Genomic DNA, 26,945 nt, shown 5'->3' with positions numbered 1-26,945 from the left:
TGCGTTGTGCGTTGTGCGTTGTGCGTTGTGCGTTGTGCGTTGTGCGTTGTGCGTTGCACCTGGTGTACTGTGCGTTGTGAGTTGTGCGCTCGGCACGCCTCAGCGCGGGGCGGCTTGCCCACTGTTCGTTGCCGAAGCATTGGAAGTTGCTGAAACTGTTGAGGTTGAGGTCGTTGAGGGAGTTGAAGGCGAAGGCGGCGTGACGTCCTCCGCCGGCGCCTTGCTCACCTTGCCCGGACGCGGGCGGTCCAGTACCAGCCCCAGCACCACCAGTGCGGCGCCCGCCACCATCAGCGCGGTCCACTGCTCATCGAACAGCCACCATGCCATCAGCGCGGCACACGGCGGCACCAGGAAGAAGGTGCGCGCGACCTGATGGGCCTCGCCACGCTCCAGCATCAGCATCAGCAGCCAGATGGCACCGACCGAGATGGCGATCACCAGCCAGGCCATGGTCAGCAGCAGACGCGGCGTGGGGTCAAAGGCAAAGCTGCCGACACTGGTCGCGGCGACGACGAACACCGCGCCCGCACCGAGATACTGGAACATCAGCCCCTCGACCAACCCCATGCGCCCGGAGACCCGCTTCTGCCACAGTGTCGAGCTGGACACGCCGATCAGTGCCACCAGGCACCAGACGAGCCCGATCAGCGGCCACTCCAGGGTGCCCGCGCCGTCCCTGGCCAGCCCTGCCCCCAGCACCAGACTGACGCCGATGGCGCCACAGCCAAGCCCCGCCCACTGCCTGGCTCCGAGACGCACGCCGAACAACGGCAGCGACAACGCCGCCGTCACCAGTGGATGCAGGCTGACCAGCAGCGCCGTCAGACCCGCCGGCAGCCCCGCCTTGACCGCCGCGAACACGCCGCCCAGATAGGCGCCGTGCAACAGCATGCCGATGCCCATCTGCGCCAGACGGTCATTGCGCCGGCCCCACTGACGCGGCTTGCGGCGCAGCCACAGAATCAACCCCAGCACCGGCAGCACCAGCAGGCTGCGCACCAGCAGCAAGGTGAAGGGTTCAGCGTCCAGGGTACCGAAGCGCGCGGCGATGAAGCCGCTGGCGAACAGAAACACGAAGCAAAGTGGCATCCACATCACGCAGACTCCAGCGAGAGAAATGACAAGCGGGCGGCCCATAGGCAGGTGCAGAACGTGCACCGACGGGGCCACGACATGAGCCTTCAGCTTGCCGCGAACCCTCAAGGGGGCACAAGATACAGATAATCACCAATTCAAGGGGTACAGACAGGCATGTCATGCGCCGAGCACGCTTCGTCCGCCAGCCGCCCTTCGCTTGCCGACGACGCCATCAACTCAACCACCAGCTCAATCGCCAGCTCAGGCGCCACAGCCGCGACGCTGCCGCGCTATCAGCAGCTGGTCGAGCGACTCAAGGCCCAGATGGCGACGGGCAAACTGAGCGCAGGACAGCGCCTGCCTTCGCTCAGGCGGCAGGCGGCACAGTCGGGGCTCGGCCTCAACAGCGTGATTCGTGCCTATGGCGAGCTGGAGTCGGCGGGCCTGATCATCGCCGAACCGCGTGCCGGCTATCGGGTCGCACCATCGACGCAGGCTGCACATGATGCGAACGACCTCAATGCCGGCTCACAGACCAGCTCGGCTTCATCCCGTCATCCCGGCGAGACGCAGCACGGGCAGCGGGAGTCACATCACAAACCGCGTGCCATCACCACCCTCACCATCAGCGACCCGGCCTGGCAGGCGATGGCGAATGCCAGTGATCCGCGCCTGGCGCCGCTGGGTGCCGCTCACCCGGAGCTGGACGCCCCCGCCGTGCGACGCCTGTATCGTCTGGCGCGCACTCAGCTCGGGGCGCATGCCCAGCACCCCAGCGCCTATGCCCTGCCGCCAGGCTCGAGCGCGCTGCGCACTGCCATCGCTAAGCACCTCAGCCACCACGGCCATCCCTGTGACAGCGATGCCCTGTTGATCAGCCAAGGAGCGCAGCATGGCATGTCACTGCTGCTCGGCCAGTTGCGCGCCGCCAAGGGCCGCTGTCGGGTCGGCGTCGAAGCGCCGGGCTATTTCGGCATCGTGGCCGCCATCGAAGCCCAGGGCCATCAGGCGATTGCCATCCCTGCCCGTGCACACCAGGGACTGGATGTCGAGGCACTCGAACGTCTGCTCGAACGCCATGATGCCGAGACGCCCGCCCTGACGCTGGATGCCCTGATCGTGACCGCGGATGGCCACAATCCCCTGGGCGGACAACTGAGCACGCCAGATCGCCACCGCCTGCTGACATTGGCGGCCCGCCACGCCATCCTGATAGTCGAGAACACCACCTTTGCCGAGCTGAGCTTCGATACCCGCCATCCATGGCTGGCCGACCTCGCCCACCGCCATGCCGACAGGCCGATGCCTGCGCTGATCAGCCTCGGATCATTCTCCAAGACGCTGGACCCCCGCACCCGCTGCGGCTGGCTGTGGCTGTCACGACCCGAGCAGGAGTCACCACTGGGGCTGCAGGCGATGATTCGGACGCGCTGGGCCAATGGAATGGGCGACATGCCGTGGATGCATGCCGCCCTGAGCGAACTGATCACCAGCGGGGATTACGGCCGCCATGTGCAGCGCATGCGACGCTGCTATGCCAAGCGCCTGGAGCGTCTGCGCGCGCACCTGAGCGCAGCGCTGGGCGACAGCGTCTGGCTGCCGCCACCAAGCGGCGGCTATCTGCAATGGTGTGGCCTGCCAAGCCTTGAGGCGCACCAGCTGGAGCAGTTGCATCAGGACCTGCTGAACGCAGGCATCGCCACCCTTCCCGGCAGCCTGTTCAATGTCGAACAATCCGGCCTGCGTCTGAATGCAGCCCAGCTCGGCGAGGAAGCGACGCAGAACGCTGCACGACCCTCTGACGAGATTCCCCGCCAGCAGGGCATACTGGCGCGCCTCACCACTCACCTGCAAAAAGCCCTCGCACAGGGCGAGGGCTGATTGAGATGCGATGTCTGGATTTCCTTATGGCGCAGTCTTTCAGGCCATGCGCAGCGCCTGCTCGCGGCGACGCGCCCACACCTGATTGATCACCAGTGCCGCCACGATGACCACCCCACCCAGCGCCAGACGTACCAGGTCGGCGTCGCGGTTCCAGATCAGCAGATTGACCAGCAGGCCCGCCGGCACCAGCGCGTTGTTCATGATCGCCAGCGTGCCGGCATCCACCCGCGTCGCGCCCTTGTTCCACAGGAAGTAGCCCAGCCCCGAGGCCACGATGCCCAGCCAGCCAAGCACCACGAAGTGCACCGGCTGCGACGGCAGCTTGTCGGTACTGCCGAACAGCAGGAACATCACGATCACCAGTGCCAGCGCACCGAGATAGAACCAGCCGAACACATGGCGATGGGCGACATCCGCCGGCAGCTGCGGAGCGACCTGACGATAGGCCACCTGTCCGATGGCGAAGCACAGGTTGGCACCCTGCACGACCGCAAAGCCGAGCCAGAAGCCGTCACTGACCCCGTCGTAGCGAATGATCGCCGCACCCAGCACCGCAATCGCGGCGGTCAGCAGGTAGAATGGCGACAAGCGCTTGTTCATCAGGTCATCGAGCAAGGTGATGTAGATGGGCGTGAAGATGGTGAACAGCAGCACTTCCGGCACGGGCAGCAGCAGGAAGGAGCGATAGAAGAAGATGTACATCAGGCCGAGCTGGATCGCGCCGATGGCCATCAACTGGAAGCGCAGGCGTCCGCTGATCGCCCGCGGGCGCAGGAACGGCGCGAAGATCAGGCACGCCAGCGCGATACGCGTCAGTACGGCCAGATAGCTATCGACCTGACCGGACAGATAGACGCCGATCAAGGAAAACGAGAAGGCCCAGAGGGCCGTGACACCAATCAGGTAGGACATGACGAGTAAACCCGGTAGCCAGAAGAAGTTGACACCAATTGTAACCCTCTATGCGCTGCTCGCGCAGATCCGCCGGCTGGATTTTTCGTCACGCTCCGGCCCGGCCTCGCACAATGCCTGGTCTGGCCAGGGTAGCGGCGAGGTGACGGTCACCCGCGAAGCCGCTGCTCCCCCTCGCGATGAGTCACGACAAACGGCTCAGCAAGAGGCGGAGAGCGTGGTATTTCTCGAGCAGGGCCAGTTCCAGCTCGAGGGCCAGTCATCCAGCGTCAACTTCCACAACCGCTATCGCTGGCAGCTGGCCGCGGATGGCGCCGCGCTGTCGCTGAGTCATGAACGACGTGGCCGCGATGCCACCGTCTTCCTGTTCGACCTGGTGGCCGACAACGCTCGAGGCGAAGACCACTTCGTCAGTCGTGAAGCGCATCTGTGTATCGATGATCTCTACGCCGCCACGCTGGTCATCGTGCGCGATGAGGCGGGCAATGCCCTGGGCTTTGATCTCGACTGGCGCATCACCGGCCCGCGCAAGGATGAACACCTCGCCTACCGCTATCGCTGCTGAGCGCGACCAGCACTGGCAAAGACCGCTGACGGCGCATGACGGGACCGCTGGCAGCACGTGAAAACGCCGCTGACAGATCACTCCGTCAGCGGCGTTTTGTTCTGGCAGTCGATACTGACAGTCGATCCTGGCGACCGATCAGGCCAGCAGACGCGCCTTGAACCACTCACCGATCGCCTCGATTTCCTCGAGACACACGGCGTGCGCCATCGGCCAGGTCTGCCATTCCAGCGGATGACCCAGCGCACGCGCACTCTCGGCGCCCGCCTCGCCCAGTGCCAGGGGCACGATATCGTCGTGGGTACCGTGATGGACACTGATGGCCAGGCCCTGATTGGCGGCGCTCGGCGCAATGGTCGCGCTGGTCGCGAAATAGGTCGAAAGCGCCAGCAGGCCGCCCAGCGGGCGCTCGCAGCTCAACGCCGCCTCATAGACCACCGCGCCGCCCTGGGAGAAGCCGGCCAGAATGATGCGCTCACTGGCGATGCCCTGGACGATCTGCTCCTCGATCAAGGCATGCACGTAGGCCGCGGATTCACGCAGCTGCACCTCATCGACACGCCGCCCGAGATTCATCTCGAGAATGTCGTACCAGGCCGGCATGCGCATGCCGCCATTGACGGTCACGGCCAGTTCGCGCGCATGCGGGAAGACGAAACGCACGCCGTGATTCTCGGGCAGACCCAACGCAGGCACCACGGGCACGAAATCACTGCCGTCAGCACCCAGGCCATGCAGCCAGATCACGCAGGCATCCGCCTGGGCGCTCGGCTCGATGATCTGAGGGGCACGGTGGCCATGCTGCTGTGATGCGTCACTCATATTCAGCTCCGGTCGGAAAGAAGGGGAATACCGCCCAGCCTACCATTGACGCCATCATCTGCCATGCGATGAGGCTGGCAATCTCACCATGTACAGGAAAATTCACCTGTCACTCGACGCCCGCCAGCCTCACCAATGCCGCTGACGCCATGATGACAGGATATCTTCAGCACCCGTCGATCAAGGATTCTGTCAATCAAGGGTTCTGATGCTATTGCAGAATGTCGGCCAGTTCGTTCACATCCTTCACGACATGATCCGGCTGCTTTGACAGCGGGAACAGGGCCTTGCCCGGGCGGGCGATGAACGTGGTCTGCAAGCCCGCCTCCTTGGCGCCCGCGACGTCCCAGCCATGTGCCGCGACCATCATGGCTTCCTCGGGCTCGACATCAAGCTTGTCCAGCACCCATTCATAGGAACGCAGGTCCGGCTTGTAGATCTGGATATCTTCAATGCTGTAGCGCGCATCGAAATACGGCAGCAATCCCGCGTTCTCGAACTGCGCCTGGACACCCTTGTTGGACGAGTTGGTCAGGCTGACGATCTTGTAGCCTTCAGCCTTCAACCTGGCCAGACCTTCCTTGACATCAGGATGAGGCGGGAGCGTCATCAACGGGGTGATGATGGCCTTCTTCGCCTGCTCATCCGTCAGTTCGACATCATTGTTCTGCGCGACCACCCGCAACGAAGCGACACCGATCTGCCCGAAATCGTGGTAATCCCGGGTCACGGTAGACACCAGAGAATAATGCAGCATGGTCGAGAACCACAGGGGCAGCAGGTCTTCTCTTCCCCCCAGTGCCTCACCGACGGAACTGCGCATCGAGGCAAGATCCAGTAGCGTTTCATTGACATCGAAGATCAGCACCTTGGGCTTTTCGACGACATCACCCGCCATCACACTCCCTGACATCAAACCAACACCCAACACCAATGAACCTGCCACTTTCTTGAGTTTTCCGCGCACCATCATGGGCCTCCACTTGATTTATATCATGGTATCCTGTCGCGTAATATCCGACATGCAGGCCAGCAACCAACAACGTTTAATCACCGTGATGCATCATGACACTCATACTGTGAACTGCCGATGGATCCATACGAACTTCCTGGAAAACCCTCAGCATATTGCGGTCATCAAGCAAGACGACATGCACAGAGTCGATCAGCCACTTGCTGCGCCCTTCTAGAATCCGGGCATAAAAAAACCCGCCATGGTGGCGGGCAATGAATGTCGGGACAGCGACACCCAGGACAGGAAAGCGTTTGAGCAAGGGTTTTGCCACCGGGTCGTTCAAGACGGGCTGGTGGAGGGGCCCAAAGCCCTTGCTCAAGCGTTCTGCTCACTATCCAAGTGTCTCTACGTCTGGGATATTTCCTTTCGCTTTCCCTGAATTTCGGCAGTCACCGGCTTGCGCATCAGTGCTCACGCCTTCGATCGTCGCTGCAAAGTGATTCAAGCAGCGGCAATCAAATCACAGCGCTTCAATTGTTTCGCAATGACAACTTGTGGCATGAAGTCATGTGAAGCGAGTCATGTGAACCGTCATCCTCGAAAGCTCAGCGATGGTCGGCGTCGATATCGACTGCACCATGCACATCACTATCGGCAAATACATTGCCACGGCTGGTGATCAGAATGTCAGGATTCGCGGCGTAGCGCTTTTCGCTCTTCTGATAATCACGCACTTCGCTGTGGATGCCGTGATATTGAGCGCCATTGAAACGCGCATTGCTGCTGTCATCAGTGCTGATATCGGCACTGGTCAGACCGCTGGTGGCGAGGGCAAACGCTGCCAGGCCGTGAGTCATGATTGACTTGATCATCTTTCTATCCTCCGTTCATTTTCACTATCGAGTTGCCATGAAGTGACACATCATTGATCACTTCAAGTACTGCGCATATCCAGGTGGATTATTTGTCGGAGTCGACACCCGACATCACCCACGCAAACAATTATCAAACCCCATCAACAAGCACTACCCACAAGGCTGCGGCTTACGATGACGCGACATTCAGGCTTCCCCATGAAGGGGCTTTTCTACGTCATCGTACGAGTCACGGGGCGTCTCTGTGCGGGATGACTCCCGACGATTACCGGCCATTCCAGGAAGGCTCAGACTGTCATTTCACTTCGCGACGGGATGTCAGCTGGCGATCAGTACCAGCGACACTGCTGTGCAACTGGCTTGATCACGCTCTTGATTCTTCAGGCCCTTCATGTCTCCAGGCCTTTATATCTTCAAGCTTGTTGCTTCTGTTCCAGAGACTGTTCATGACGACACTTGCTGCGGGGACACTTGAGTCAGTTGCTGCTATGCATGGTCAAGAATCAGAGCGGGGCTCAGACAATTTGAATCAGACGCTTTCGCTCAGCGCATGCTGGACGCGAGTCGCGGAAACGCTCTTGCCAGCATCGTTGACGAATTGCTGTGAGTCAGACGCCAGGGTCTCGCGCTGACCTTCGATCACGGCATCGTTCAAGGAGCTTTCGACACGGCCCGCAGCAACGCTCATGCCGGTATCGGCAAAGGTGACTTGCTTGGCGGCGGCGGACTGGGCCTGGCCGTGGATATTGGATTCGCTGAGCGCAGAACGCACCTGAAGGTCAGCGACGCTGTCTGCAAAGGCAGCACCGGTGGCAGCAACGGAAAGCGCGGTGGCGGCGATGAGGGTATTGAGCATTTTCATGAAATATCTCCAGTGAAATCTTTGTTCAGGTCAACAGGGTCAACTGGGCTAACAAGGTCAGCCAGGTCGCAAGCAGAGTCCTTGTTCGCTGCCGTCAGTGTGACGGCGCGATACATCAGGCGTTGTCGTTCAGGGCATGCTCGACACGTGACGCGGCAACACTCTTGCCGGAATCATTGACGAACTGCTGGACGTCGCGAGTGACCTGCGCCTGCTGGCCCTTGATGGTCTGGCTGTTCAGCGCCTGCTCGACGCGGCTGGCCGCAACGCTCTTGCCTGCATCGGTGATGGTCTGCTGCTGAGTGGCTGCCTGCTGAGCCTGACCGTGGATCACGGATTCGCTGATGTTGGCGCGAACCTGCTGGTCGGCAACGCTATCGGCATTGGCGACGCCAGTGGCGGTCACGGACAGGGCAACGGCGGCGATAAGGGCATTGAGGGTTTTCATGAGATGACTCCAGAAAAAGTGAATAGCGAATAGAGAAAAGGGAGAACACTGCTGCTGTGGTCCTGAGGCCATGAATCAGGACCTGCAGACTCAGGCGTTGTCGTTCAGCGCATCTTCAAAGCGTGATGCCGCGACACTCTTGCCGTTGTCGTTGCTCAGGCTCTGGCCGCGGGAGACGGCGTGCGTCTGTTCACCCTTGATGGTGTCGGCGTTCAGGGACTTCTCGACACGGTTGGCAGCGGCACTCATGCCGGACTCGGCAGCATTCAGCTGCGTCGCGGCGGGCTGCGCCTGGCCGTGGATGACCTGTTCGCTCAGTGCGGCACGCACCTGGGCATCGGCAACACTTTCATCAGCGGTGGCAACGCCGGTGGCAGCAATGGAAATGGCAGCGGCGGCGATCAGGGAAGTCAGGGTTTTCATGATGATTCTCCAGAAATGGGTAAAGTCGAATGTCAGGTGAGGCGCTGTTCGGGGGTCACTGAGTTGTCAGCGTGACCCACTCTGCTTCAGGCGTTGTCGCTGATGTGCTGCTGAACGCGGCTAGCGGCGACGCTCTTGCCTTGATCATTGACGGTGGCGTTGGCCTGGGACACGTCAGCGGTCTCAATGCCGCGGATGTGGTCAGCATTGAGCGCCTGCTCAACGCGACCGGCAGCAACGCTCATGCCCGTTTCGGAGAAGCTCTGCTGGCTGGTGGCAGCCGGCTGAGTCTGGCCCATGATCTGCTGGCTGCTGATGGCGTTCTGGACGCGCACGGCGGCAGGGCTATCGTCGGCTGCGAATACGGAGGTGCTGGCAGTGGCGATGGCGACGGTAGCGATCAGAGTCTTGAGGGAAATGTTTTTCATGGTGGATCTCCTGGTCCTGGTGCGGATGCTTCCGCTTTGAGTCGTTGTCAGTCAGTGATGGAGTGGTTTGCTGACCCCTGTCCGGGCCCTGGCCTTCACTGACTATGGTGCGTGCTGCGTTTCGATGATTAACAGACTAATGTTTATGCTGCGTTCAAACTAGCCGTGCAACTGGAAGCTCACTGTTTCTCTTTGAGCAACGCTACTGGAAACGAACGGCCTTCCCCCAGCACTTGCCCCTCCTGCCCTTCCCATTACCTATAAAGCTATTGCAGCGGTTCTGAAAAGGTTATGTACAATATGGAGAGTGCAAGAATTCCTTGTTTGCGTGCTGGCCCATCCCCTTGCGCGGCGCTGCGTCCTGGCAGATCACTATCGACGTTGGTTGAGGAAGACAGTGACTTACCCACCACCTTGGTCGAACATGCTGCACGCTGCAGGGTGTGTCTTGCTGTGCTGATGAGTTATACGTCGCCACAGCAGAACTGGATGCCACAAAAACAGTAAAATGCGTATTTTTCTTTTTTCTTTGGCTGAGACGCCTGAAAACAGCGTCCAGTAGCAAGAAATTGTGCACATCAACCTTTACGAATATTTATTGACCGATTGTTCAGGGTGTGGATCCTGCCCCTCACACTGCCAGTCGGTGACGCCTTGCCCACTGATGTCGAGTCGATTCATGTCGCTCGACAACCAAGAGCTCGAAGTCAATACCGCCTCATCGGCCCTGCATATTTGCTGCAACGTTGATGGAGGGCATTGTGAACCTCGCGAGCCGCGGGATATATCCACGCGCCGGAACAGGATTGGTTCCTCCAGCGAATCAATTCAGCGCTATTCCAACCCAGACTGAAGCACCCTCACCTACCCACGCCAAGTAACCTCAACGTTTTCAATCGCTTGGGCGACCCACACAACGATGTCAAAACGATGACAGCCCGGGGACGGTCGTCGCATTACCGGCGACGGACAGCAGAACGTGCTGGAAGACCGTCAAGAAAGCGGCGAGAAAGTGTCGTGTGAGCAGCGCAAGGCTGGCGTAATAACTGGCGTGAAGAGTGGCAAGTGAGGAAAAGGAGCGAGAAGACAGAGGGAGAGAAGAAGCGCCAGCAGGACACCACGACCGGCAAGCAGCACTCGGCTCGGTTCCGCACAGGGCCAACCCCGAACGAGATCGCGCATTATCGACCGTCATGCGACGTGGGATACACTGCCGTCATGCCTATCGAGCCCGAAGCCCCGCCCCATGCATCGACCCCTCTTGCCCAATGGGCCGACTCCCCCTGTGCGACCGGCTGCGACCTGCGCCGCGACTGCGCGCGCTACAGTCACCCGCGCGTCAGGGATATCGCCTGGCTTCTGAATGCCCCGGACCTCTTGCAGCTTGCGCGTTATCCGCGCCCGTCCCTGGCGGCACTCGGGCTGGAGGATGACCACGTCCGCCACCGCTGGCTGATGACACTGGAGCAGGCACCCCACGCGCTCGAGGCCGCCGTGAATGAGCGCCGCCACTACCGCCTGGGCCACTACCACGAGCTGCTCTGGCAATTCGTGCTGGCACACGCACCCGGCAGTCGCCTGCTGGCCAACAACCTCAGGATTTCCCGGGGCAAGATCACGCTGGGCGAGCTGGACATGCTCTATCTGGCGGCGCGAGACACGTTGCCCACGCACCTTGAGGTCGCGATCAAGTTCTATCTCGGCCTGCCCGAAGGCCCTGAAGCGGCCGACAGTCCGGCACGCTGGATAGGCCCCGGCGGCGCCGACAGCCTCGCCATCAAGTATCAGCGCAGCCTTGAGCATCAATTGCCCCTGGCCTATACCGAGCGGGGACAGCAGACTATCCGCCAGGCACTTGCCAGACAAGCACTGGCCAGACAGGCAGACGCGAGCAAGACGAACTCACCACTGGCAAAAGATCAGCCTGCCCCGCTGCTTGCAGGCCAGCAACTGGCATTGCCCGGTTGCCTGTTTCGCCCCTGGCAGCCAGACCAGGCGCCTGCCGACTGGCTGCCCCCACCCCGCCATTGCCACCCCGAGAGTGCGCGCCAGGCCGGCTGGTGGGTGAGCGTCAGCCAGTTTGCCGCCTTCTGTCATACCCTCGAGGCCTCCCCGATGCATGGCGGCCCGCTGCTGGGCTGTGTCAGAGAAAAACCTGCCTGGCTGGCCGCCCCGCCCGTGGCCACGCTGCTGCCATGGCATGTACTGGACCGCTGGCTGCGCGATCACTTCTCGCCTTCCGGCGCCGCTTACGACCTCAGGCCGGACGAACCGGTTCAGCAGCACAGCGGCCAGCGCACGCATCAACACCCCCGCCAGCTGTGGCTGGAGCGCAGTGTGGCGGCGCCTGACGGCGAGCCAATCACCGCCAGCTCGCCCCGCCAGCAATGGCGGATCTTCGTGGTACCGGACGACTGGCCGAGCTTCATTCCACTACCGCCCCCACCACCTGCCGCACAATGAGACTGCCGCGAGGCTTGCTGGTGGCTTTGTCTTGCCACGTGAAATCAACGATAATGCGCCGCGTCAGATCAGGGTGGCGACAATCCGTCAACCTGATCTCGCCATTCGGCCCGCGCGCAACACTACCCCGCTGCTCCCGGGTCTGCTGGTGACCCACCCCTGTCGCTAGCCAACGGCTTCTCGGCACGTCATTTCTGCCTGACCGACCACCTCATCGGTCACCTGATGACGCCTGCTGCAACGCATCTGCTGAATCCGTAGGACGTCATAGTGAAAACACGACTTTCCAGCCTCGATATCGTGGCGCTGGGCTTCATGACCTTTGCCCTCTTTCTGGGCGCAGGCAACATCATCTTCCCGCCTCAGGTGGGTCAGGGCGCGGGGGCCGAATTCTGGCCTGCGGCACTGGGCTTTCTGGCCACCGGTGTCGGCATGCCGCTGGCCGGTATCGTCGCGGTGGCCGTGATCGGCGGTGGTCTCGACAAGATCACCTCGCCGTTGCCCAAATGGGCGGCCGCGGCCTTCGGGGTCGCCATCTACCTGTCCATCGGGCCGATGTTCGCGATTCCGCGCACCGGCACCGTGGCCTTCGAGATGGGCATGCGCCCCTTCATCGACATGTCAGCAAAGAGCGGCCTGGCCCTGCATTCGGTGCTGTTCTTCGGCATCGCCACGCTGATCGCGCTGAGCCCGGGCAAGTTGATGGATGTGGTCGGCAAGTGGCTGACGCCACTGCTGATCGCGCTGCTGGCGCTGATTGCGCTGTTTACCATCATCGACCCGCAGGGGCCGCTGGGACCGGTGAGCCCCGAGTGGGCCGAGGCGCCATTCATGACCGGCTTCCAGCAGGGCTACCTGACCATGGATGCGCTGGCCTCGATGGTGTTCGGCATCCTGATCGTCTCGGCGATCAAGGCACGCGGCATCACCGCGACCGCTGACGTGACCCGCTACACCCTGTGGGCCGGCGCCATCGCCGCCATCTGTCTGGCTGCCGTCTATCTGCCGCTGACCTACATGGGCGCCACCAGCCATGCGCTGGTCAGTGAAGCCGCCAAGGGCGAACTGATCCCGGTCTACGTCGAGGCACTGTTCGGCGATGCCGGCAAGCTGATCCTGGCGCTGGTCATCACCCTGGCGTGCCTGACCACCGCAGTGGGCCTGTTGACCTCCTGCGGCGAGTTCTTCCATCGTCTGTTGCCGAGCGTGCCCTACCGCCTGCTGGTGATCGTGATGGCCGTGGCTTCGGCGTTGATCGCCAACCTGGGCCTCTCGACCCTGATCAGCGTCTCGATTCCGGTACTGGTGACGCTCTATCCGCTGGTGCTGGTGCTGACGCTGCTGTCCTACCTGCGTCCGCGCCTGCACGATGCACCGCGCGTATTCGCCTGGACCCTGGGCCTGACGCTGCTGGTCAGCCTGCTGGATGGCTTCGAAGCCAGCGGCATAGACTCGCTGATGGCCATCTCGCACCGCATCGAGCCGCTGCTGCCGCTGGCCTCGATGAACCTGGGCTGGCTGGCACCGGCACTGGCGGGGCTGATCATCGGCATGCTGGCCAGCCGTCGTGACCAGACGAATCTGGACCCGGCACTGGCCGCGCAGGACTGAGGCTCACGCCAATCAGTCACGCAGCATGTCCAGAAACACGAAAGCCCGCCTCTCCAAGGAGAGGCGGGCTTTTTGTTGCCACACGGCAGGTGACAGACAATCGGTGACAGGCCCCCCGTCCGCCAGCAGGCGACCGTCAGCGCGGCGTACTGCGCGACAGGCCCAGCTGAGCCAGGGTGGCGTCATCCAGCGCTTGCACGGCCTCGACGCCGCTCAGCGCCGTGAAGTAGTCCGGCGTCAGAAAGTCACGCCCGCCTAGCAGGTGCTCCAGATACTCGTGTGCCGGCTTGAGGCCCTCGGCGGTGCGCTCGGGCAGCGCCACATACACCCAGGCGTTGATCACGCCTTCATGGGTGACGATGGGATGAAGGGAACGCTCATATTCATGCGGGTGGCCTTCGAAGGGGTCCATCAGCGTGATCTGCTCGGACTCGAGCAGCTCGTACAGCACGCCTTCGACGCGCTCGCCCGGCGCAGGCTGTACGTTGGCATGCGCGATACCCTCGACCCGGGAGGCCTTGTCGAAACTCAGGCGATGCTCTTCCAGCCAACCATGCACGGCCCGTCGCGTCTCGCCGATGCGTGCCACGACACGCGCCGGATTCATGTTGCTGCCGTAGGCGAAGTAATAGGCCATGCAAGCTCCTGAAGGGGTCGCGTGGCGTAATGCGAGGGCATCACGCCAGCATAAGGGGCACAGTGGGAGGTGTCGGGAAGAGGAGGCTCAGTACGAGGCGAGCTTCCTGCTCGGCAATCAGTACGTCGCGATCAATGCGTCGTGACCAGCGTGTCGATCTCGCGAACCACTTCCGTCATCGCCACGCGGCGCTCGGGGCGGGCATCCTTCAGCCAGGCCTCGATGGCCGGTGCCACTTCACACTTGATGGGGAACGGCGCACGGGCATCGCACAGCGCTTCCAGACGGGCGATGAACACGAAGCGCAGCCACTGGCCCATGTCCATGCTATCGACACAGAATGGCTCCACACTCATGAGGGCCTGCGGGGATGGCGTGTCCATGCGCCACAGGTCTGCAGCCTTCATGGTCGCTTCCAGACGTACCAGCAGCGCGCGCAGCTCGTCGTAGGGATTGCCGGCGATCTCGCCGTCATGGGGTTGTTCAGTCGGATTCATGCGACCTCCGTCAAATCATGCAGGGTTCGTTCACGCTATTATCCCGATGTTGCTCACGGAAGGCCAGGAGGCCGCATGGCAGACACGCTGTTCAATGATGTGATGATATTGTTGGGGGCCTCGGTGGTGGCCGCGGCGCTGTTCCGCCGTCTGCATCTGCCGCCGGTGCTGGCCTATCTGGCGGTCGGCTTTATGGTCGGCCCTCATCTGGCGGGCTGGATCGGTCGCCCGGAAGAACTCGCCTTCCTGTCGGAATTCGGGCTGGTATTTCTGCTCTTCTCGCTTGGCCTCGAATTCTCGGTGCCGCGCATGCGCGCCCTCAAGACCACGGTGTTCGGGCTGGGCGCCTGTCAGGTGGCGGTATGCAGCGGCCTGTTCTGGGCGCTGGGCTCGGCGCTTGGTCTGTCGCCGGCGGCGGCACTGGTCGCGGCCGGCGCGCTGGGGCTTTCCTCCACCGCCATCGTCACGCGGGAACTGGCGCGCTGGAATGAACTGGACAGCCCCCACGGCCACGCCGCCGTGGGCGTGCTGCTGTTCCAGGATCTCGCTGCCCTGCTGTTCCTGATCCTGATTCCGGCCATGGCCGGTGATGGCAGCCAGCTGCTCAGTGACCTGGGCCTGATGCTCATCAAGGGGCTCGGGCTGGTGGTGGTGATGCTGATGATCGGCAAGTGGGTGCTGCCGTTGGTGTTCCAGGAAATTTCTCGCGCGCGCTCGGAAGAGCTGTTCGTGCTCACTGTGCTGCTGGTGGCGCTCTTCTCCGCCTGGCTGACCCACAGCCTGCATCTGTCGATGGCGCTGGGCGCCTTCCTGGCCGGGATGATGCTCGGCGAGAGCCATTTCCGCCATCAGATCGAGGCCGACATCCGGCCCTTCCGCGACATCCTGCTGGGGCTGTTCTTCGTCTCGGTGGGCATGTTGCTGGACCCGCAGGTGTTGCTGGCGCAGTGGTACTGGGTCGTCATCGGCGTGGCCTGCCTGCTGGCGACCAAGGCACTGCTGATCACCGGGCTGGCGCGCCTCTCTGGCCGGCCGCTGGACAGCGCGCTGCGCACTGGCCTGGTGCTGTCCCAGGGCGGCGAATTCGGCTTCGCGCTGCTGGCCCTGGCCAGCCAGCAACGCCTGATGGACAACGAGACCGTGGGCCTGGTGGTAGCGATCATCATCGGTTCGCTGGTGGTCACGCCGAGCCTGATTCGTCACAACCAGCAACTGACGCGCCGCCTGTGCCGCTCCACCACGCCCACCCAGGAGAACCCGCACACCACCGCGGAGCTGAGCGCCGCCACCGCCCCGCTCAGCGGCCATGTCATCGTGTGCGGCTTCGGGCGTGTCGGCCAGACGGTGGGGAGATTCCTCACGCAGGAGAAGCTTGAGTGGATCGCCATCGATGCCGACCCCATCCGCGTCCACGAGGCCGCCAGCGCCGGTGAGCCGGTGGTGTTCGGTGACGCGCAGCGTCTGGAAATCCTGCGCGCTCTGGGCATCGAACGTGCCCGGCAGGTGGTGATCACCGTGAATCAGCTCTCGCATGCGCTGGCCATTCTGCGTGCCATCCAGCCGCTGGAACTCGAAAACCTCAAGGTGCTGGTGCGCACCCAGGATGACGCGGACCTCGAGACCTACAAGGCCGCCGGGGCCACCGAGGTGATTCCCGAGGTGCTCGAAGGCTCGCTGATGCTGGTCTCGCACGTGCTGGTCAATCTCGAGGTGCCCTTCCGACGGGTGGCGCGCTCGATCCAGAATGCGCGTGAGGCGCGCTACAGCATGCTGCATGGCTATTTCCATGGTCAGCAATCCCAGCTGACCGACAAACGCGGCAACCCGCTGCTGCGGCGTCATCCGCTGACGCTGACCGCCGATGCCTGGGCCTGTGGCCGGCGGCTGGACGACATCGCCCTGCCGGAAGTGTGTGGCATTCTCGTCTCACGCGTGGTGCGTGCCAGTGGCGAGAACCTGGAAGAGCCCACCGGCGACCTGATGCTGGCGTGTGGCGATACACTGGTATTATCGGGATTGGCTGATCATATTGAAGAGGCGGAAACCCGCCTGCTGACCGGCTGAGAGGCCTTGCGCGGCAGGCGACACCCAAGACTCCGCCGCTCTCTGCCCTGCCGCCAGCAACCGAGCTTGCGTGCGGGAGGAAGAACGTCACAGAGAGTCAGCTCGGATGTACATGCTGATGAGCACACTGAAGGGATCGACATGTCAGGGGGCACGGCCCTGCATGGGAGATAGCACCCATCACCAGAAGGGAATACACATGGAAAGCGCAGGCGTACACAACTACATGGAGCAGCTGGTGCTCGACCAGCTGCGCTTGCACCCCGATAGCCACGCCATGGATGTCGACAGCCGCGAAGACGTGGCCTGCATCGCGCTCAATCAGCTGGCGCCCCGCTATATCCGCCACGACGTCGACATGGCGTTCTACATGGCGCCCGCCGAGCAGGAGCTGCTGGAAGAGCGCGTCTCGATGGCGCTTCAGGAAGCCTTCGACAAGGTGCGCGCGATGCCCCGCCACGGCTAGCCACGACTTGCGCCCCTATGACCCTATGACCCTATGAGCCTATGACCCTATGAGCCTATGAGCCTATGAAAGATCGCCCTGAAACGCGCCCGGCAACACCAGTAGCGGGTCAATGATCACCGCCAGAGAAACGACAACGGCCACCGCGACGATCTCGCGGTGGCCGTTGTGTCTGTCGCAGGTACTGCCCGGGGCGTTACATCACGTGACCTGAGGGTCATGACCTCAACCGAGCAATATCAGATTCCCTCGGCGCACTGTGGCGGCACCTCATCCAGCACCTTGCGCAGGAAGGCACGCGTGCGGTCATCCTTCGGCGCACTGAACAGCTGGCTCGGCGGCCCCTGTTCGACGATACGGCCGCCTTCCATGAAGATGACGCGGTCGGCGACTTCCCGCGCGAACTGCATCTCGTGGGTGACCACGATCATGGTCTGGCGCTCGACCGCCAGCTGCTTCATCAGCTCCAGCACCTCATCGACCCATTCCGGGTCCAGCGCCGAGGTCGGCTCATCGAACAGGATCACCTCGGCCTGGGCCGCCATGGCGCGCCCGATGCCGATACGCTGTTGCTGACCGCCGGACAGAGCCGCCGGGAAGGCGTCCGCCTTCTCGCTCATGCCGATACGCTCGAGAATCTCGCGCGCCCGCTGGTGCGCCTTGGCCTTGGGCCAGCCATTGACGACGATCAGGCCCTCGGCAATGTTCTCGAGCGCCGTCTTGTTGGCGAACAGCGCATAGTTCTGGAACACGAAGGCACTGCTGCGACGCAGGCCGAGAATGTCGTGACGACTGGCGCGCGCAGCCTCGACCTTGCGCTCACCGATCTGGATCTCGCCACCATCGGGCTGCTCGAGGAAGTTGATGCAGCGCAGCAGGGTGGACTTGCCGGTACCCGACGGGCCGATGACGACGATGATCTCACCCTGCTTCACTTCCAGAGTGATGCCATCGAGTACGGCCTGCCCGCCGAATTTCTTGACCAGGTTTCTGACTGCAATCATCGCTGATAGGCCTTGTTGAGTCGTTTCTCCATCCAGCGCTGCACGAAGGACAGCCCTTCCACCATCACCCAGTAGACGATGGCCACCATGATGAAGGATTCAAAGTACAGGAAGCTGCTGGCCGCTTCCTTCTGGGTCGCGCCCATCAACTCGGTCACCCCCAGCGTGAAGGCCAGCGACGTGGACTTGATCATGTCCACGAAGTAGTTCATCAGCGTGGGGGCCGCCACACGGGCCGCCTGAGGCAGCACGATGCGCCGCATCAGCTGGGCATTGGTCATGCCGATCGAGAGCGCCGCTTCGGTCTGGCTGCGATCGACCCCGACGATGGCGGCACGGATGGATTCGGCCATGTAGGCCGAGAAGTGCAGCGTCAGGCCGAGAATCGTCGCGGTGACGCCATCGATCTGGGTCAGGAACGCCATCACCTGCGGCAGGCCGTAGTAGAACAGGAACAACTGCACCAGCAGCGGCGTGCCACGGAAGAAGGAGATGAACACGATGGTCAGCGCATTCAGCACCGGCACCTTGAGCACCCGCACTACCGCCAACAGCGAAGCCAGCACCAGCGCGGCCACCATGCCGATACAGGCCATCTTGAGGGTCAGTGGCAGGTATTTGAGCATGACCGGCAACAGGCCAAGCATGTAATCGATATTGAGAGTATCCATTCGTTATCCGGACAGGCTGGGGGGCTTGGCTGAGGGTCTGGAAAGACACCCGTCGACATGACGACAACGGGGTGACGGTCAAGCCGTCACCCCGTTTGCACATGACATCCTTGCATGCGCCCTTGTATCAGGGCGCAGCGGGCAATGTTCAAGGCGTGGTGATGTCGATGCCGAACCACTTGTTGGAAATCTCGGCCAGGCGGCCATTTTCCTTGAGCTCGGTCAGCGCGGCATCCACCTCGTCACGCTTGGCCTCGCCTTCGGCGTCCTTGCGGAACGGCAGTGCGTTCTCGAGGCGCGAGAACGGCTTGCCAGCCAGTTCCAGCGGCAGCGGCGTCTTCTGGATCACCTGGCTTGCGCTGACGCGGTCCATCACGAAGGCATCGACACGGCCCAGGGCGGTGTCCTGCTCGATGTTGGACTCATAGGTCTTGATGTCGATCTGGTCGGCGTACGGCAGCTCTTTCATCAGCGCTTCGTAGTTGGAGCCCAGGTTGACCGCCACGCTGTGGCCCTTGAGGGACTCGACACCGGTGATCTCGTCATTGCCGCGACGCTTGACCACCTGGGCTCCGTCATAGACGTAGGGCTGGGTAAAGGCGAACTTGTCCTTGCGCGCATCGGTGATGGTGATCTGGTTGGCCACGGTGTCGATGCGGCCGGCTTCCAGCGAGCCGATCAGCCCGGAGAAGCTCATGGTCACGAATTCGATATCGTCGCCGGTGATCTCGCCGACGGCGTTGAGGACATCCACTTCAAACCCCTGCAGCTTGTCCTGCTTGACGAAGGTGAACGGGAAATAGCCGCCCGACATGCCGACCTTGAGGGTGTCAGCCTGTGCCGCCAGGCTGCCCAGAGTGGTCGCGCCCAGCGCGGCAGCCATCACGGCGCCCTTGAGAGCGGTAGAAGAGAAGACAGCTGCGAGCGAACGTGATTGGCGCATCGGGATTCCTCATGGATCGCAAGACTGGGCCAATGGCGCTGGACGGTCGCTGACATACGGCTGAACGCGGATGTCGATTCGACAGAACAGGCATAAGCACAGCCTTTTATATGTGATTTGGTTGTATAGGATAACGGGGCTGACCCGCATTCCCAATCATTTCATCCCTTAAGGACATAACCATAAGGAATAAGACAGCAATTCTGTCAATGGCCGCGATTCTAGCACGCCTGTCTTGGCGGGCCAGTGACGTCGTCTGGGCTAGCTGCAGCGCTGGATGTCAGCCTGACGACAAGCGGATGACAGTTATTCACGCCATCCGTGGACGATGCTGTGGATAACCCGTCTCGGTCACGCTGCAAGCCGCGCCAGCCGTGGGATGACGAAAATTGATCAAAAATTCATCAACCTGCAAAACGCGCAGCGGGGCTTGAGGAGCCGCGTCATCTGTCAAGCCATCACGGGCCGAAAGAGCGGCCATAATAGAAACAGGTCGCTCTCTTCCCTCTGGCCACCATCACACGCCAGCGGGTGGCATGACAGCCGGTGAATCGCTAAAGTCGCTGCCATTCCAGACATGCTCAGGCACATGTCACGCGCCGGCAGCTGTCACTCAACGACACGTGCCACGCCTGGCAATGATGCTCGACAAGACTCTTTTTCCGTTCTCCACCACGCCCAGCCAGGACGTGGCGGAGACATAGCCGTGGTGAGCCTCATGACTCCTCTCTCTTCCTTGAGCAACTTCTTCACACGCACCGGCGCCGAGCTGCACCTTTATCACCTGGGTCGCACCCTGGCCCCGCTCAGCCTTGAGCAACTGGAAGCCTTCGAGACCGAACAGCAGCCGTGGGAGCAACCCTTCAAGGGCCAGGCACGCCTGGCATGCGTATTCCGCCCGGCCGGGCTCGACGATCCGCTGGTGTGGTTTCTGGCCCTGCCGCTGGATGAGGAAGGTCGTCTGTCTCCCGCGCAACGCGACGCCTTCCTCGAGCGCTTGATCACGACGCTGGGTCAGACGGCGCTGACCGTCGGCCGGCCTGATCTCCAGCAGGCCGAGGCAGGCAAGATCGACAACCTGATGCAGGACAATCCGCTGGCCTTCACGCCGGACGACAGCCTGCGCGCCATGCTGCACGCCCGCGCCAGCCTCGATTGCGACCGCCCTGCCAGCCAGTACTACGAGCTCGCCGAGCAGTATCTCACCGCCCAGCTACCGCTCGATGACTGGCCGTCACTCGGTCTGCAGGGCATCGCCGACGTGCTGACACGGCGCGGCGAGTTGTCCAGCGAGCTTGCCGCTGCCTTCGTGCAGCGTCTGGCTGACCTGCCGGACACCCCGCTGCGCGCCATCGCGCTGTGTCTGGAGCAGGCGCCGCCCGCCCATGCCCAGCTGGCTGGCCCGCTGCCCCAGGAATACGAGGCCGAGCTGCTCACCGCCTTGATCGCGCGTGGCCAGGCCGCTCGTGATCTGGGTGATCTGGAGACACTGTGCGCCTGCCTGCGGGCCGCCGGCGCCAGCCCTCGGCCTGCGGCGGCGGAGTGGATCGATGCCTTGCTGGCAGACGAAGGGGCCGTCAATGTCGACGTGCTGGTCGCGATCGCTGCTCGCGGCTACGCCCATCTGGAAGATGCCGAACGTCTGCCGGCCTTCCTGACCCGCCTGGCCAGTTGCCCGCAGGCCAACTTCGCCGCCTTGGCACGCGACCTCGCCCTGATTCCGCGTCTGCGCCTGCCGGTGCTGATGACGCTGCGCAATGCAAGCGCGGACAGCCCGCTGGGTCAGGCGCTTGCCGCCCTGACCCGCCAGGCCGATACCGGCAACCCTGCCCCGCGTCATTGACGCCGGGCATGCCCGCAGGTGACAGTACTTGAGATCATGCGCATAACCCACGACACTCGAACAGACACTTGATCGGACACTTGCTCAAGGTATGGAATCGTGGCTGATCGGCACCGGTGAACAGGGAACGCGGCGACGCGCCAGTTGCACGCCGTCACCTGCGCCTGTGGCCGCGGGGGACTTGCCCAGCGCCCTCAAGCGAGGCGTCTGGCGGCGATGAAAGCGCGCCATGTCCGCGTGCCATGACCGCGCGCCTGGGGCGTTTTGCCGGGCGCTGTCCGCGCCACCGTCATACCCCACTGCGTGACGCGAAAAAAGAGGCTTCAGCAAGGATTGCTGTCAGTACGTTAAGTGACTATGCTGCGCGCCCGCCTGGCCATTACCCCGCCAGGCCGGCAACGCACATTACGCTGTGCCGCGCCTGCCCGGTGTCTTCATGCCGTGAGCCGCTGCCCGCTTCGCTCACGTCCTCTGATTCAGGATGAAACATGTCGCATCACAAGAACACTTCGCGTCATCATATCGACAAGGCACCGCCCCTCGATCTCAAGACACTGAATCATGACCTGCTGGGCTTTCGCCCGCGTGGCGTGGTGGGTCGGCGTGAGCTGATCGAACTGCCGGAGCTCAAGCTGCACCTCAATGCCAAGATCGACACCGGTGCACATTCCAGTGCGCTGCATGCCGAGAGCATTGAGGTCTTCGAACACAACGATGATCTGTGGGTTCGCTTCATCACACGGACCGGCGGTAGCGACTCCCCGCCGCATACGGTCGAGACGCCGGTGCATGATCGCCGCCGCGTGCGCTCATCCAATGGTCAGGCCGAATGGCGCTATGCAATCCGCTCGCGCATGAAGCTGGCCGAGCTCGACTACGATATCGACATGACGCTGGTGGACCGCTCCCAGATGCGTCATCCCATTCTGCTGGGGCGCCGTGCCCTGCGTCGCCTGCTGGTCGCACCGGGCGCCGCCTATCTGCACGGCGAACCCTGACGGCACCAGCCAGGCGCGCGGCGACATGCTTCGGCACCCCGCCTCAAGACGCTGACGCCGCTGCCATCTGCATCGCGTGACGCCTCGAGACGGCAAAGGCCTCACCGGCGAATACCACGCCTCCTGACGGGCATCACGTCAGTCGCCTTCTGATTCATTCCTATCTCTGTCTGGCCCATTCGGCTCCGGAGGATTTCATGCATATCGGTATCCTGTCGCGTAACTCACGCCTCTACTCCACCCGACGCCTGATCGAGGCCGCCGAGGCACGTGGCCACACCGCACGCGTGGTGGACACGCTGCGTTGCTACATGAACATCGCCTCGCACCGCCCGTCCATCCATTACAAGGGCGCCGAGATCGAGCACTTCGATGCTGTCGTGCCGCGCATCGGTGCCTCCGTCACCTTCTATGGCTGCGCCGTGCTGCGTCAGTTCGAGATGATGGGCACCTACGTCGTCAATGATTCCGTGGCCATCTCCCGCTCACGCGACAAGCTGCGCTCCCTGCAGCTGCTGTCACGCAAGGGCCTGGGCCTGCCGGTCACCGGCTTCGCGCATTCGCCGGATGACATCCCCGACCTGATCACCATGGTCAAGGGCGCGCCGCTGGTCATCAAGCTGCTGGAAGGCACCCAGGGCATCGGCGTGGTACTCGCCGAGACCAACCAGGCCGCCGAGAGCGTGATCCAGGCATTCATGGGCATGAAAGCCAACATCATGGTGCAGGAATACATCAAGGAAGCGCGTGGCGCCGACATCCGCTGCCTGGTGGTGGGTGACAAGGTGGTGGCGTCCATGAAGCGTCAGGCGGCCGATGGCGAGTTCCGCTCCAACCTGCACCGTGGCGGCACCGCGAGCGAGATCCGCATCACGCCGGAAGAGCGCTCCACCGCCATTCGCGCCGCCAAGGCCATGGGTCTGTCCGTCGCCGGTGTCGACCTGCTGCGCGCCAATCATGGTCCGGTAATCATGGAGGTGAACTCCTCGCCGGGCCTGCAGGGTATCGAGAGTGCCACCGGCAAGGACATCGCCGGCCTGATCATCGATCACATCGCCAAGTCCGCCGCGCCGGCCAAGAAGATTCCGCCCAAACCCAAGGGCTGAGGGCTTGAACCTCAGGGCACTGCGCGCAACGCTTCCCGAGGGTGCAGGTCGCCATGACGGCACCCTCGGCGCATCTGTGCCAGATAGTGTTACGGACAAGGGGGCTGGGCGACGAATCAGGGCAAGCACAGCGTCTGAAGGCAGCGATGATCGTCACCAGAACGTCATTGTATTGTCGTAAACTGCAGGGATTGACAGTGCGGGAATAAATATCCTGACTTTCTGGCCTCAAGGGGTAGAAAAACACTGTTTTCACCCGCACAATCTCTTCTGACGGAGGAGGTGACCGCCCATGTTTCTCGACAATCGCCAGGTGGCGATGGATAGCGTCCAGGAAGCCCTGGCAGACAGTCTTGATTATTTCGAGGATAACGCCGAACGGCTGCGTCCCGCGCTCCTGAAGGCCTTCGAGCCCTTCTATGCGAGCCGTGTCGAGCTCAAACAGGCCCTGGAAGTCGAGACACGCAAGCATCTGAGCCTGATGCCGCGCGACGCCGATGTCGAGCGCGATGACTACATGTGGCTGTGGAGTCGCCTGAAGAGCATCGTCGGCAATGACAATCAGGTGCTGATCAACGAGCTGCTCGAACAGGAACGCGTCCTGATGCAGGCCTGCTCGACCGCCTTCACGCATCCCCTGCCTGACAGCATGGAAAAGGTACTCGAAGGCATCTTCCACAACTGCCGCCATCTGATCCGCGAGCTGTACCGTCACCAGACAGGTCAGGCCGCCCGCCGCCGCGCCGGCTAGCCATATATCCGCCGCCAGGCCGTGAACGCAAGACGCCCCGCCTTCCAAAGGAAGTGCGGGGCGTCTTCGTGTTGGCCCTGTGCGTCTGGCGAAGCCGACACGCGGCTAGTTCGCATCAGATCTGACAGGCAGCCACTGGAGCAATGCCTGCTTCACCTCGGGCAGACTGGCCAGCAGGCTTGCCTGCGCCTGACGCGCGAGGGCATGCGAATCCGGCGTGACGGCAGCATTCTCTGCATCCGCCACTTCCACTCCATCCGCCACATCACGACTGGCAGTGGCCTGCTGCCCTGCCCCGGCAGCCACCGAGTCCGCCGCCGGTGACACGGGCTTGTCCGAGGAGTGAGATGATGAGGGCTGCGATGATGAGTCCGATGACAAGACCGGCGTCGGCAGCGTCTCCTGCGGCCCGAGAAAGCGCGGCTTGCGCCCCCACAGGTAAAGGTCTCCCACTGTCGCCGCACGGGCCAGCCACTCGCGCAGCATCAGCTTGAGTCCCGGCGGCTGGCGCTCGGAGATGGCCGGGCAACCCACTGCCTCCAGGCCCAGCGCATCGGCGATGAACAGCGCGCGCGGCAGGTGCCACGGCTGGGTGACCAGCACCGCCTCGTCGACACCGAACACCTTGTGCGCTCGCACGAGGGTATCGAAGGTGGAGAAGCCCGCGTAATCGAGCGTCATGAGCTCCTGCGGCACGTTGCGCGCTCGCAGGTCATGCCACATGGTCATCGGCTCATTGTAGTAACGCGTGCGGTTGTCCCCCGAGAGCAGCAGGTTGGAGACGCGGCGCAGGCGGTAGAGCTGGGCGGCGGTATCAAGGCGCGCCTGATAATGCGGATTGCTGCCCCCGCCCACCAGGCCGTGGGAGGTGCCGAACACGATCCCCACCTCACGGCTCTGGCAGGTCAGCGGTGACGTGGCAATGCGATCGTGCGTTGCCATCACGACCCAGAGGTTGAGCCCGACCACCGTCATTGCACCGGCGGCCAGCAGACCGACGATGGTCCAGCCAGTCCGCTTGATCACTCGCAGCATCTCTTCCCCACGCCCATCCCTGCCTGTCTTTCCTGCCAGTACCGCCACATCGTGCAGGCATGAGCGCCCAGCCTACCCAAGCGGCCGAGGCTCTGCCAGCACTGACTGTCCCCAGCCACGCATGCGAGTGACTCCGCTCAGTCTTCCTGAACCATCACGGCCTTGACGCTGACTGGCACCTGGGTCGCGATGTTGCCAAGCCCGGCCAGGTCACGCAGGGTGCGGATGCCATCGACCAGCGCGAACTGCTCCGCGTCGACCATCACAGGCGTGAGGGTCTGCACCAGCCAGCGATCGCCGCGCAGGCGCGTCACCTGCAGGCTCATCGGCAGGTTCTGGGTGTTGTCGTGCAACGTCAGCTGGCCTTCGACATCCACTTTCTGAGTGTCGCCCGGCTCCATCACCTTGAGGGTCGGCATGTCGAGACTCGCGGTCATCACGGCCAACGGGTAGGTGCCGGACTCGAACAGCTTCTCGCTGACGCGCTGGTCACGAATGTCGATGCCGGTACTGGCGGAGTCGAGGTCGATCTCCACCGACAGCTGACCGGCGTCATTGACGCGCGCACGCCAGGAGGTGAAAGCATCCGTCTCGACGGTGCTGGCGCCCGACTTGGCCATCTTGGTGGTCTGGAAGCTCAGCTGTGACAGATCGCCATCCAGCTTCCAGGCGGCCTGCGCGCTGGCAGCGGTGCTCAGGATCAGAGTGGCGGTCAGGGTGCGCAGCGCAGTCTGGAATCGCATTGGGGAGTCTTCCTTGAGGCAGGTGATACGGGAAACCGTCAAACGGACGTGCCGACGCGGCCCGAGGCAACTTGCCCGGACACTCAGCAACGTGAATTGGATAGCCGGATGGACGAGAGGTTCCCGCCCATCCGGTTGCGTTTGCTGCATCTCGCCCCAGTGATACTGCGACTGACGGCCATGTCAGGCCAACGAGGGAGCCGCAGACAGCAAGGAGCGAAGCAGCAGACGACAAAGGCGTGCTGAAGATGCTCAGAACATGCCCAGCTCCAGGCGGGCATCCTCACTCATCATCTCGCGCGACCAGGCAGGCGAGAACACGATCTCGACGTGGACCTTGGAGACATCCTCGGCGCCGAGAATCTTGCGCTTGGCATCTTCGGCAATCACGTTGCCCATGCCGCAGCCCGGCGCGGTCAACGTCATCTTGAGATTGACCATCTTCTCGCCGCTGATCAGGGTGTCGATACGACAGCCATAGACCAGCCCCAGCTCGACGATGTCGACCGGGATCTCGGGGTCGAAGCAGGTGCGCAGCTGGGCCCAGACGAAGGCCTCGATATCGGCATCGCTCTGGCCGGCCGGCAGATGCGGACGCGGTATGGCGTCCAGCCCCAGCGCATCGAGGCTGAAGCTCTCGATCAGGTACATGCGACCCTCGAAGGCGACGCTGACAGTGCCGCCCTTGGCCTGCATGACTTCAACCACCGAATCCTCATGCAGGGTCACCGACTTGCCGAACGGTACCGAGATACCCTCCACGTCCCGCTGCAACGGCATCTTCTGGCCCTTGCCGAGGCTGGCCAGCTGGTCTTCAGTGTGGCTCATGCCCTCTCCTTGCCGATCCGCATGACAGGCA

28 protein-coding genes are annotated in these 26,945 nt (G+C 62.7%); 10 read left to right on the top strand and 18 right to left on the bottom strand.

Translation table 11 applies throughout. The features are described from left to right. Nucleotides 1–99: 99 nt before the first annotated feature. On the bottom strand, nucleotides 100–1,098 hold the full coding sequence (locus MKZ40_RS06790) for a DMT family transporter (protein WP_175089781.1): 999 nt from the start codon (nucleotides 1,096–1,098) through the stop codon (nucleotides 100–102). 156 nt (nucleotides 1,099–1,254) lie between these two features. Here MKZ40_RS06790 and MKZ40_RS06785 point away from each other — a divergent pair, with 156 nt between their 5' ends. Beyond that, entirely contained in the window at nucleotides 1,255–2,961 is a 1,707-nt protein-coding gene (locus tag MKZ40_RS06785) for a PLP-dependent aminotransferase family protein (RefSeq protein WP_175089780.1), read from the top strand. Between the two features lie 39 nt (nucleotides 2,962–3,000). Here MKZ40_RS06785 and MKZ40_RS06780 read toward each other — a convergent pair whose 3' ends face one another. Continuing rightward, nucleotides 3,001–3,876 (bottom strand): carboxylate/amino acid/amine transporter, encoded by an 876-nt coding sequence (locus tag MKZ40_RS06780; protein ID WP_175089779.1) that lies wholly within the window; start codon nucleotides 3,874–3,876, stop codon nucleotides 3,001–3,003. On the opposite strand from MKZ40_RS06780, the gene MKZ40_RS06775 reads away from it, so the two are divergent. Then, on the top strand, nucleotides 3,875–4,441 hold the full coding sequence (locus tag MKZ40_RS06775; protein WP_175089778.1) for a DUF6314 family protein: 567 nt from the start codon (nucleotides 3,875–3,877) through the stop codon (nucleotides 4,439–4,441). The two genes, MKZ40_RS06780 and MKZ40_RS06775, sit on opposite strands and share 2 nt — an antisense overlap. Before the next feature lie 138 nt (nucleotides 4,442–4,579). On the opposite strand, the gene MKZ40_RS06770 is transcribed toward MKZ40_RS06775, so the two are convergent. The 8 genes from MKZ40_RS06770 to MKZ40_RS06735 all read right to left on the bottom strand — a co-directional run bounded on the left by MKZ40_RS06770 (nucleotide 4,580) and on the right by MKZ40_RS06735 (nucleotide 9,254). Continuing rightward, entirely contained in the window at nucleotides 4,580–5,263 is a 684-nt protein-coding gene (locus tag MKZ40_RS06770) for a carboxylesterase (RefSeq protein WP_175089777.1), read from the bottom strand. Nucleotides 5,264–5,474: 211 nt separating this feature from the next. After that, complete coding sequence (locus MKZ40_RS06765) at nucleotides 5,475–6,161, bottom strand: haloacid dehalogenase type II (RefSeq protein ID WP_254627095.1); 687 nt, start codon at nucleotides 6,159–6,161, stop codon at nucleotides 5,475–5,477. A gap of 148 nt (nucleotides 6,162–6,309) precedes the next feature. Next, a complete protein-coding gene (locus MKZ40_RS06760) occupies nucleotides 6,310–6,597 on the bottom strand; it encodes a hypothetical protein (protein ID WP_175089775.1) in 288 nt (95 codons plus the stop codon). 226 nt (nucleotides 6,598–6,823) lie between these two features. After that, on the bottom strand, nucleotides 6,824–7,090 hold the full coding sequence (locus MKZ40_RS06755; protein ID WP_175089774.1) for a hypothetical protein: 267 nt from the start codon (nucleotides 7,088–7,090) through the stop codon (nucleotides 6,824–6,826). A 532-nt stretch (nucleotides 7,091–7,622) separates the two neighbouring features. Further along, nucleotides 7,623–7,955, bottom strand: a complete 333-nt coding sequence (locus MKZ40_RS06750; RefSeq protein WP_175089773.1) for a hypothetical protein — start codon at nucleotides 7,953–7,955, stop codon at nucleotides 7,623–7,625. Between the two features lie 115 nt (nucleotides 7,956–8,070). Further along, entirely contained in the window at nucleotides 8,071–8,403 is a 333-nt protein-coding gene (locus tag MKZ40_RS06745; RefSeq protein WP_175089772.1) for a hypothetical protein, read from the bottom strand. A gap of 90 nt (nucleotides 8,404–8,493) precedes the next feature. After that, a complete protein-coding gene (locus MKZ40_RS06740) occupies nucleotides 8,494–8,826 on the bottom strand; it encodes a hypothetical protein (protein WP_175089771.1) in 333 nt (110 codons plus the stop codon). A gap of 86 nt (nucleotides 8,827–8,912) precedes the next feature. Beyond that, the gene (locus tag MKZ40_RS06735) at nucleotides 8,913–9,254 is read right to left on the bottom strand and encodes a hypothetical protein (RefSeq protein ID WP_175089770.1); all 342 of its coding nucleotides are present in this window, start codon (nucleotides 9,252–9,254) and stop codon (nucleotides 8,913–8,915) included. 1,218 nt (nucleotides 9,255–10,472) lie between these two features. Here MKZ40_RS06735 and MKZ40_RS06730 point away from each other — a divergent pair. Together MKZ40_RS06730 and brnQ are read left to right on the top strand one after the other, a co-directional pair. Next, the gene (locus MKZ40_RS06730; protein WP_175089769.1) at nucleotides 10,473–11,717 is read left to right on the top strand and encodes a DUF1853 family protein; all 1,245 of its coding nucleotides are present in this window, start codon (nucleotides 10,473–10,475) and stop codon (nucleotides 11,715–11,717) included. Nucleotides 11,718–11,987: 270 nt separating this feature from the next. Beyond that, nucleotides 11,988–13,328: a branched-chain amino acid transport system II carrier protein gene (gene brnQ / locus MKZ40_RS06725; protein WP_217485874.1), complete on the top strand. Its 1,341-nt coding sequence runs from the start codon at nucleotides 11,988–11,990 to the stop codon at nucleotides 13,326–13,328. A gap of 136 nt (nucleotides 13,329–13,464) precedes the next feature. On the opposite strand, the gene MKZ40_RS06720 is transcribed toward brnQ, so the two are convergent. Together MKZ40_RS06720 and MKZ40_RS06715 are read right to left on the bottom strand one after the other, a co-directional pair. Continuing rightward, complete coding sequence (locus tag MKZ40_RS06720) at nucleotides 13,465–13,965, bottom strand: gamma-glutamylcyclotransferase family protein (protein WP_175089768.1); 501 nt, start codon at nucleotides 13,963–13,965, stop codon at nucleotides 13,465–13,467. A gap of 131 nt (nucleotides 13,966–14,096) precedes the next feature. Continuing rightward, entirely contained in the window at nucleotides 14,097–14,462 is a 366-nt protein-coding gene (locus MKZ40_RS06715; protein WP_175089767.1) for a YqcC family protein, read from the bottom strand. A 75-nt stretch (nucleotides 14,463–14,537) separates the two neighbouring features. Between MKZ40_RS06715 and MKZ40_RS06710 the strand changes: the two genes are divergently transcribed. Together MKZ40_RS06710 and MKZ40_RS06705 are read left to right on the top strand one after the other, a co-directional pair. Continuing rightward, the gene (locus tag MKZ40_RS06710) at nucleotides 14,538–16,526 is read left to right on the top strand and encodes a cation:proton antiporter (protein WP_175089766.1); all 1,989 of its coding nucleotides are present in this window, start codon (nucleotides 14,538–14,540) and stop codon (nucleotides 16,524–16,526) included. 199 nt (nucleotides 16,527–16,725) lie between these two features. Beyond that, nucleotides 16,726–16,992 carry a late competence development ComFB family protein gene (locus MKZ40_RS06705; RefSeq protein WP_217485873.1) on the top strand — a complete coding sequence of 89 codons (267 nt, stop codon included), beginning with the start codon at nucleotides 16,726–16,728 and terminating at the stop codon, nucleotides 16,990–16,992. 239 nt (nucleotides 16,993–17,231) lie between these two features. Here MKZ40_RS06705 and MKZ40_RS06700 read toward each other — a convergent pair whose 3' ends face one another. The 3 genes from MKZ40_RS06700 to MKZ40_RS06690 form a co-directional block, all read right to left on the bottom strand. Further along, a complete protein-coding gene (locus tag MKZ40_RS06700; RefSeq protein ID WP_175089764.1) occupies nucleotides 17,232–17,996 on the bottom strand; it encodes an amino acid ABC transporter ATP-binding protein in 765 nt (254 codons plus the stop codon). Beyond that, nucleotides 17,993–18,667 carry an amino acid ABC transporter permease gene (locus tag MKZ40_RS06695; protein WP_175089763.1) on the bottom strand — a complete coding sequence of 225 codons (675 nt, stop codon included), beginning with the start codon at nucleotides 18,665–18,667 and terminating at the stop codon, nucleotides 17,993–17,995. The genes MKZ40_RS06700 and MKZ40_RS06695 overlap by 4 nt, the downstream gene beginning before the upstream one ends. Before the next feature lie 148 nt (nucleotides 18,668–18,815). After that, complete coding sequence (locus MKZ40_RS06690) at nucleotides 18,816–19,550, bottom strand: amino acid ABC transporter substrate-binding protein (protein ID WP_217485879.1); 735 nt, start codon at nucleotides 19,548–19,550, stop codon at nucleotides 18,816–18,818. A gap of 778 nt (nucleotides 19,551–20,328) precedes the next feature. Between MKZ40_RS06690 and MKZ40_RS06685 the strand changes: the two genes are divergently transcribed. From MKZ40_RS06685 to MKZ40_RS06670, 4 genes are all read left to right on the top strand, one after another. Beyond that, on the top strand, nucleotides 20,329–21,453 hold the full coding sequence (locus tag MKZ40_RS06685) for a DUF3549 family protein (protein ID WP_175089761.1): 1,125 nt from the start codon (nucleotides 20,329–20,331) through the stop codon (nucleotides 21,451–21,453). 488 nt (nucleotides 21,454–21,941) lie between these two features. Next, complete coding sequence (locus MKZ40_RS06680; protein WP_175089760.1) at nucleotides 21,942–22,451, top strand: RimK/LysX family protein; 510 nt, start codon at nucleotides 21,942–21,944, stop codon at nucleotides 22,449–22,451. Between the two features lie 197 nt (nucleotides 22,452–22,648). Next, nucleotides 22,649–23,557, top strand: coding sequence for a 30S ribosomal protein S6--L-glutamate ligase (gene rimK, locus MKZ40_RS06675; RefSeq protein ID WP_175089759.1), 909 nt, complete (start codon nucleotides 22,649–22,651; stop codon nucleotides 23,555–23,557). A gap of 292 nt (nucleotides 23,558–23,849) precedes the next feature. Next, a complete protein-coding gene (locus tag MKZ40_RS06670; RefSeq protein WP_043335223.1) occupies nucleotides 23,850–24,308 on the top strand; it encodes a hypothetical protein in 459 nt (152 codons plus the stop codon). Between the two features lie 105 nt (nucleotides 24,309–24,413). Here the strand turns inward: MKZ40_RS06670 and MKZ40_RS06665 are convergent, their stop codons facing one another. From MKZ40_RS06665 to sufT, 3 genes are all read right to left on the bottom strand, one after another. Then, nucleotides 24,414–25,334 carry an ElyC/SanA/YdcF family protein gene (locus tag MKZ40_RS06665; protein ID WP_282627815.1) on the bottom strand — a complete coding sequence of 307 codons (921 nt, stop codon included), beginning with the start codon at nucleotides 25,332–25,334 and terminating at the stop codon, nucleotides 24,414–24,416. Between the two features lie 146 nt (nucleotides 25,335–25,480). Continuing rightward, nucleotides 25,481–26,086, bottom strand: coding sequence for a YceI family protein (locus tag MKZ40_RS06660; protein WP_175089757.1), 606 nt, complete (start codon nucleotides 26,084–26,086; stop codon nucleotides 25,481–25,483). A gap of 252 nt (nucleotides 26,087–26,338) precedes the next feature. After that, nucleotides 26,339–26,914 (bottom strand): putative Fe-S cluster assembly protein SufT, encoded by a 576-nt coding sequence (sufT, locus tag MKZ40_RS06655; protein WP_175089756.1) that lies wholly within the window; start codon nucleotides 26,912–26,914, stop codon nucleotides 26,339–26,341. Nucleotides 26,915–26,945: the final 31 nt, after the last annotated feature.

The sequence above is a fragment of the Cobetia sp. BMC6 genome, from assembly GCF_029991385.1.
Lineage (GTDB): Bacteria > Pseudomonadota > Gammaproteobacteria > Pseudomonadales > Halomonadaceae > Cobetia.
Note: the sequence above shows the minus strand (reverse complement) of the source record. Positions and strands in the feature narration are given on the sequence as shown.

Bases quoted from the DNA above. Each gene is read 5' to 3' on its own strand.
- MKZ40_RS06790 (WP_175089781.1), bottom strand. From the start codon at position 1,098: ATGTGGATGCCACTTTGCTTCGTGTTTCTGTTCGCCAGCGGCTTCATC.
- MKZ40_RS06785 (WP_175089780.1), top strand. From the start codon at position 1,255: ATGTCATGCGCCGAGCACGCTTCGTCCGCCAGCCGCCCTTCGCTTGCC.
- MKZ40_RS06775 (WP_175089778.1), top strand. From the start codon at position 3,875: ATGACGAGTAAACCCGGTAGCCAGAAGAAGTTGACACCAATTGTAACC.
- MKZ40_RS06780 (WP_175089779.1), bottom strand. From the start codon at position 3,876: ATGTCCTACCTGATTGGTGTCACGGCCCTCTGGGCCTTCTCGTTTTCC.
- MKZ40_RS06770 (WP_175089777.1), bottom strand. From the start codon at position 5,263: ATGAGTGACGCATCACAGCAGCATGGCCACCGTGCCCCTCAGATCATC.
- MKZ40_RS06765 (WP_254627095.1), bottom strand. From the start codon at position 6,161: ATGGCGGGTGATGTCGTCGAAAAGCCCAAGGTGCTGATCTTCGATGTC.
- MKZ40_RS06755 (WP_175089774.1), bottom strand. From the start codon at position 7,090: ATGATCAAGTCAATCATGACTCACGGCCTGGCAGCGTTTGCCCTCGCC.
- MKZ40_RS06750 (WP_175089773.1), bottom strand. From the start codon at position 7,955: ATGAAAATGCTCAATACCCTCATCGCCGCCACCGCGCTTTCCGTTGCT.
- MKZ40_RS06745 (WP_175089772.1), bottom strand. From the start codon at position 8,403: ATGAAAACCCTCAATGCCCTTATCGCCGCCGTTGCCCTGTCCGTGACC.
- MKZ40_RS06740 (WP_175089771.1), bottom strand. From the start codon at position 8,826: ATGAAAACCCTGACTTCCCTGATCGCCGCCGCTGCCATTTCCATTGCT.
- MKZ40_RS06735 (WP_175089770.1), bottom strand. From the start codon at position 9,254: ATGAAAAACATTTCCCTCAAGACTCTGATCGCTACCGTCGCCATCGCC.
- MKZ40_RS06730 (WP_175089769.1), top strand. From the start codon at position 10,473: ATGCCTATCGAGCCCGAAGCCCCGCCCCATGCATCGACCCCTCTTGCC.
- MKZ40_RS06720 (WP_175089768.1), bottom strand. From the start codon at position 13,965: ATGGCCTATTACTTCGCCTACGGCAGCAACATGAATCCGGCGCGTGTC.
- MKZ40_RS06715 (WP_175089767.1), bottom strand. From the start codon at position 14,462: ATGAATCCGACTGAACAACCCCATGACGGCGAGATCGCCGGCAATCCC.
- MKZ40_RS06710 (WP_175089766.1), top strand. From the start codon at position 14,538: ATGGCAGACACGCTGTTCAATGATGTGATGATATTGTTGGGGGCCTCG.
- MKZ40_RS06705 (WP_217485873.1), top strand. From the start codon at position 16,726: ATGGAAAGCGCAGGCGTACACAACTACATGGAGCAGCTGGTGCTCGAC.
- MKZ40_RS06700 (WP_175089764.1), bottom strand. From the start codon at position 17,996: ATGATTGCAGTCAGAAACCTGGTCAAGAAATTCGGCGGGCAGGCCGTA.
- MKZ40_RS06695 (WP_175089763.1), bottom strand. From the start codon at position 18,667: ATGGATACTCTCAATATCGATTACATGCTTGGCCTGTTGCCGGTCATG.
- MKZ40_RS06690 (WP_217485879.1), bottom strand. From the start codon at position 19,550: ATGGCTGCCGCGCTGGGCGCGACCACTCTGGGCAGCCTGGCGGCACAG.
- MKZ40_RS06685 (WP_175089761.1), top strand. From the start codon at position 20,329: ATGACTCCTCTCTCTTCCTTGAGCAACTTCTTCACACGCACCGGCGCC.
- MKZ40_RS06680 (WP_175089760.1), top strand. From the start codon at position 21,942: ATGTCGCATCACAAGAACACTTCGCGTCATCATATCGACAAGGCACCG.
- rimK (WP_175089759.1), top strand. From the start codon at position 22,649: ATGCATATCGGTATCCTGTCGCGTAACTCACGCCTCTACTCCACCCGA.
- MKZ40_RS06670 (WP_043335223.1), top strand. From the start codon at position 23,850: ATGTTTCTCGACAATCGCCAGGTGGCGATGGATAGCGTCCAGGAAGCC.
- MKZ40_RS06660 (WP_175089757.1), bottom strand. From the start codon at position 26,086: ATGCGATTCCAGACTGCGCTGCGCACCCTGACCGCCACTCTGATCCTG.
- sufT (WP_175089756.1), bottom strand. From the start codon at position 26,914: ATGAGCCACACTGAAGACCAGCTGGCCAGCCTCGGCAAGGGCCAGAAG.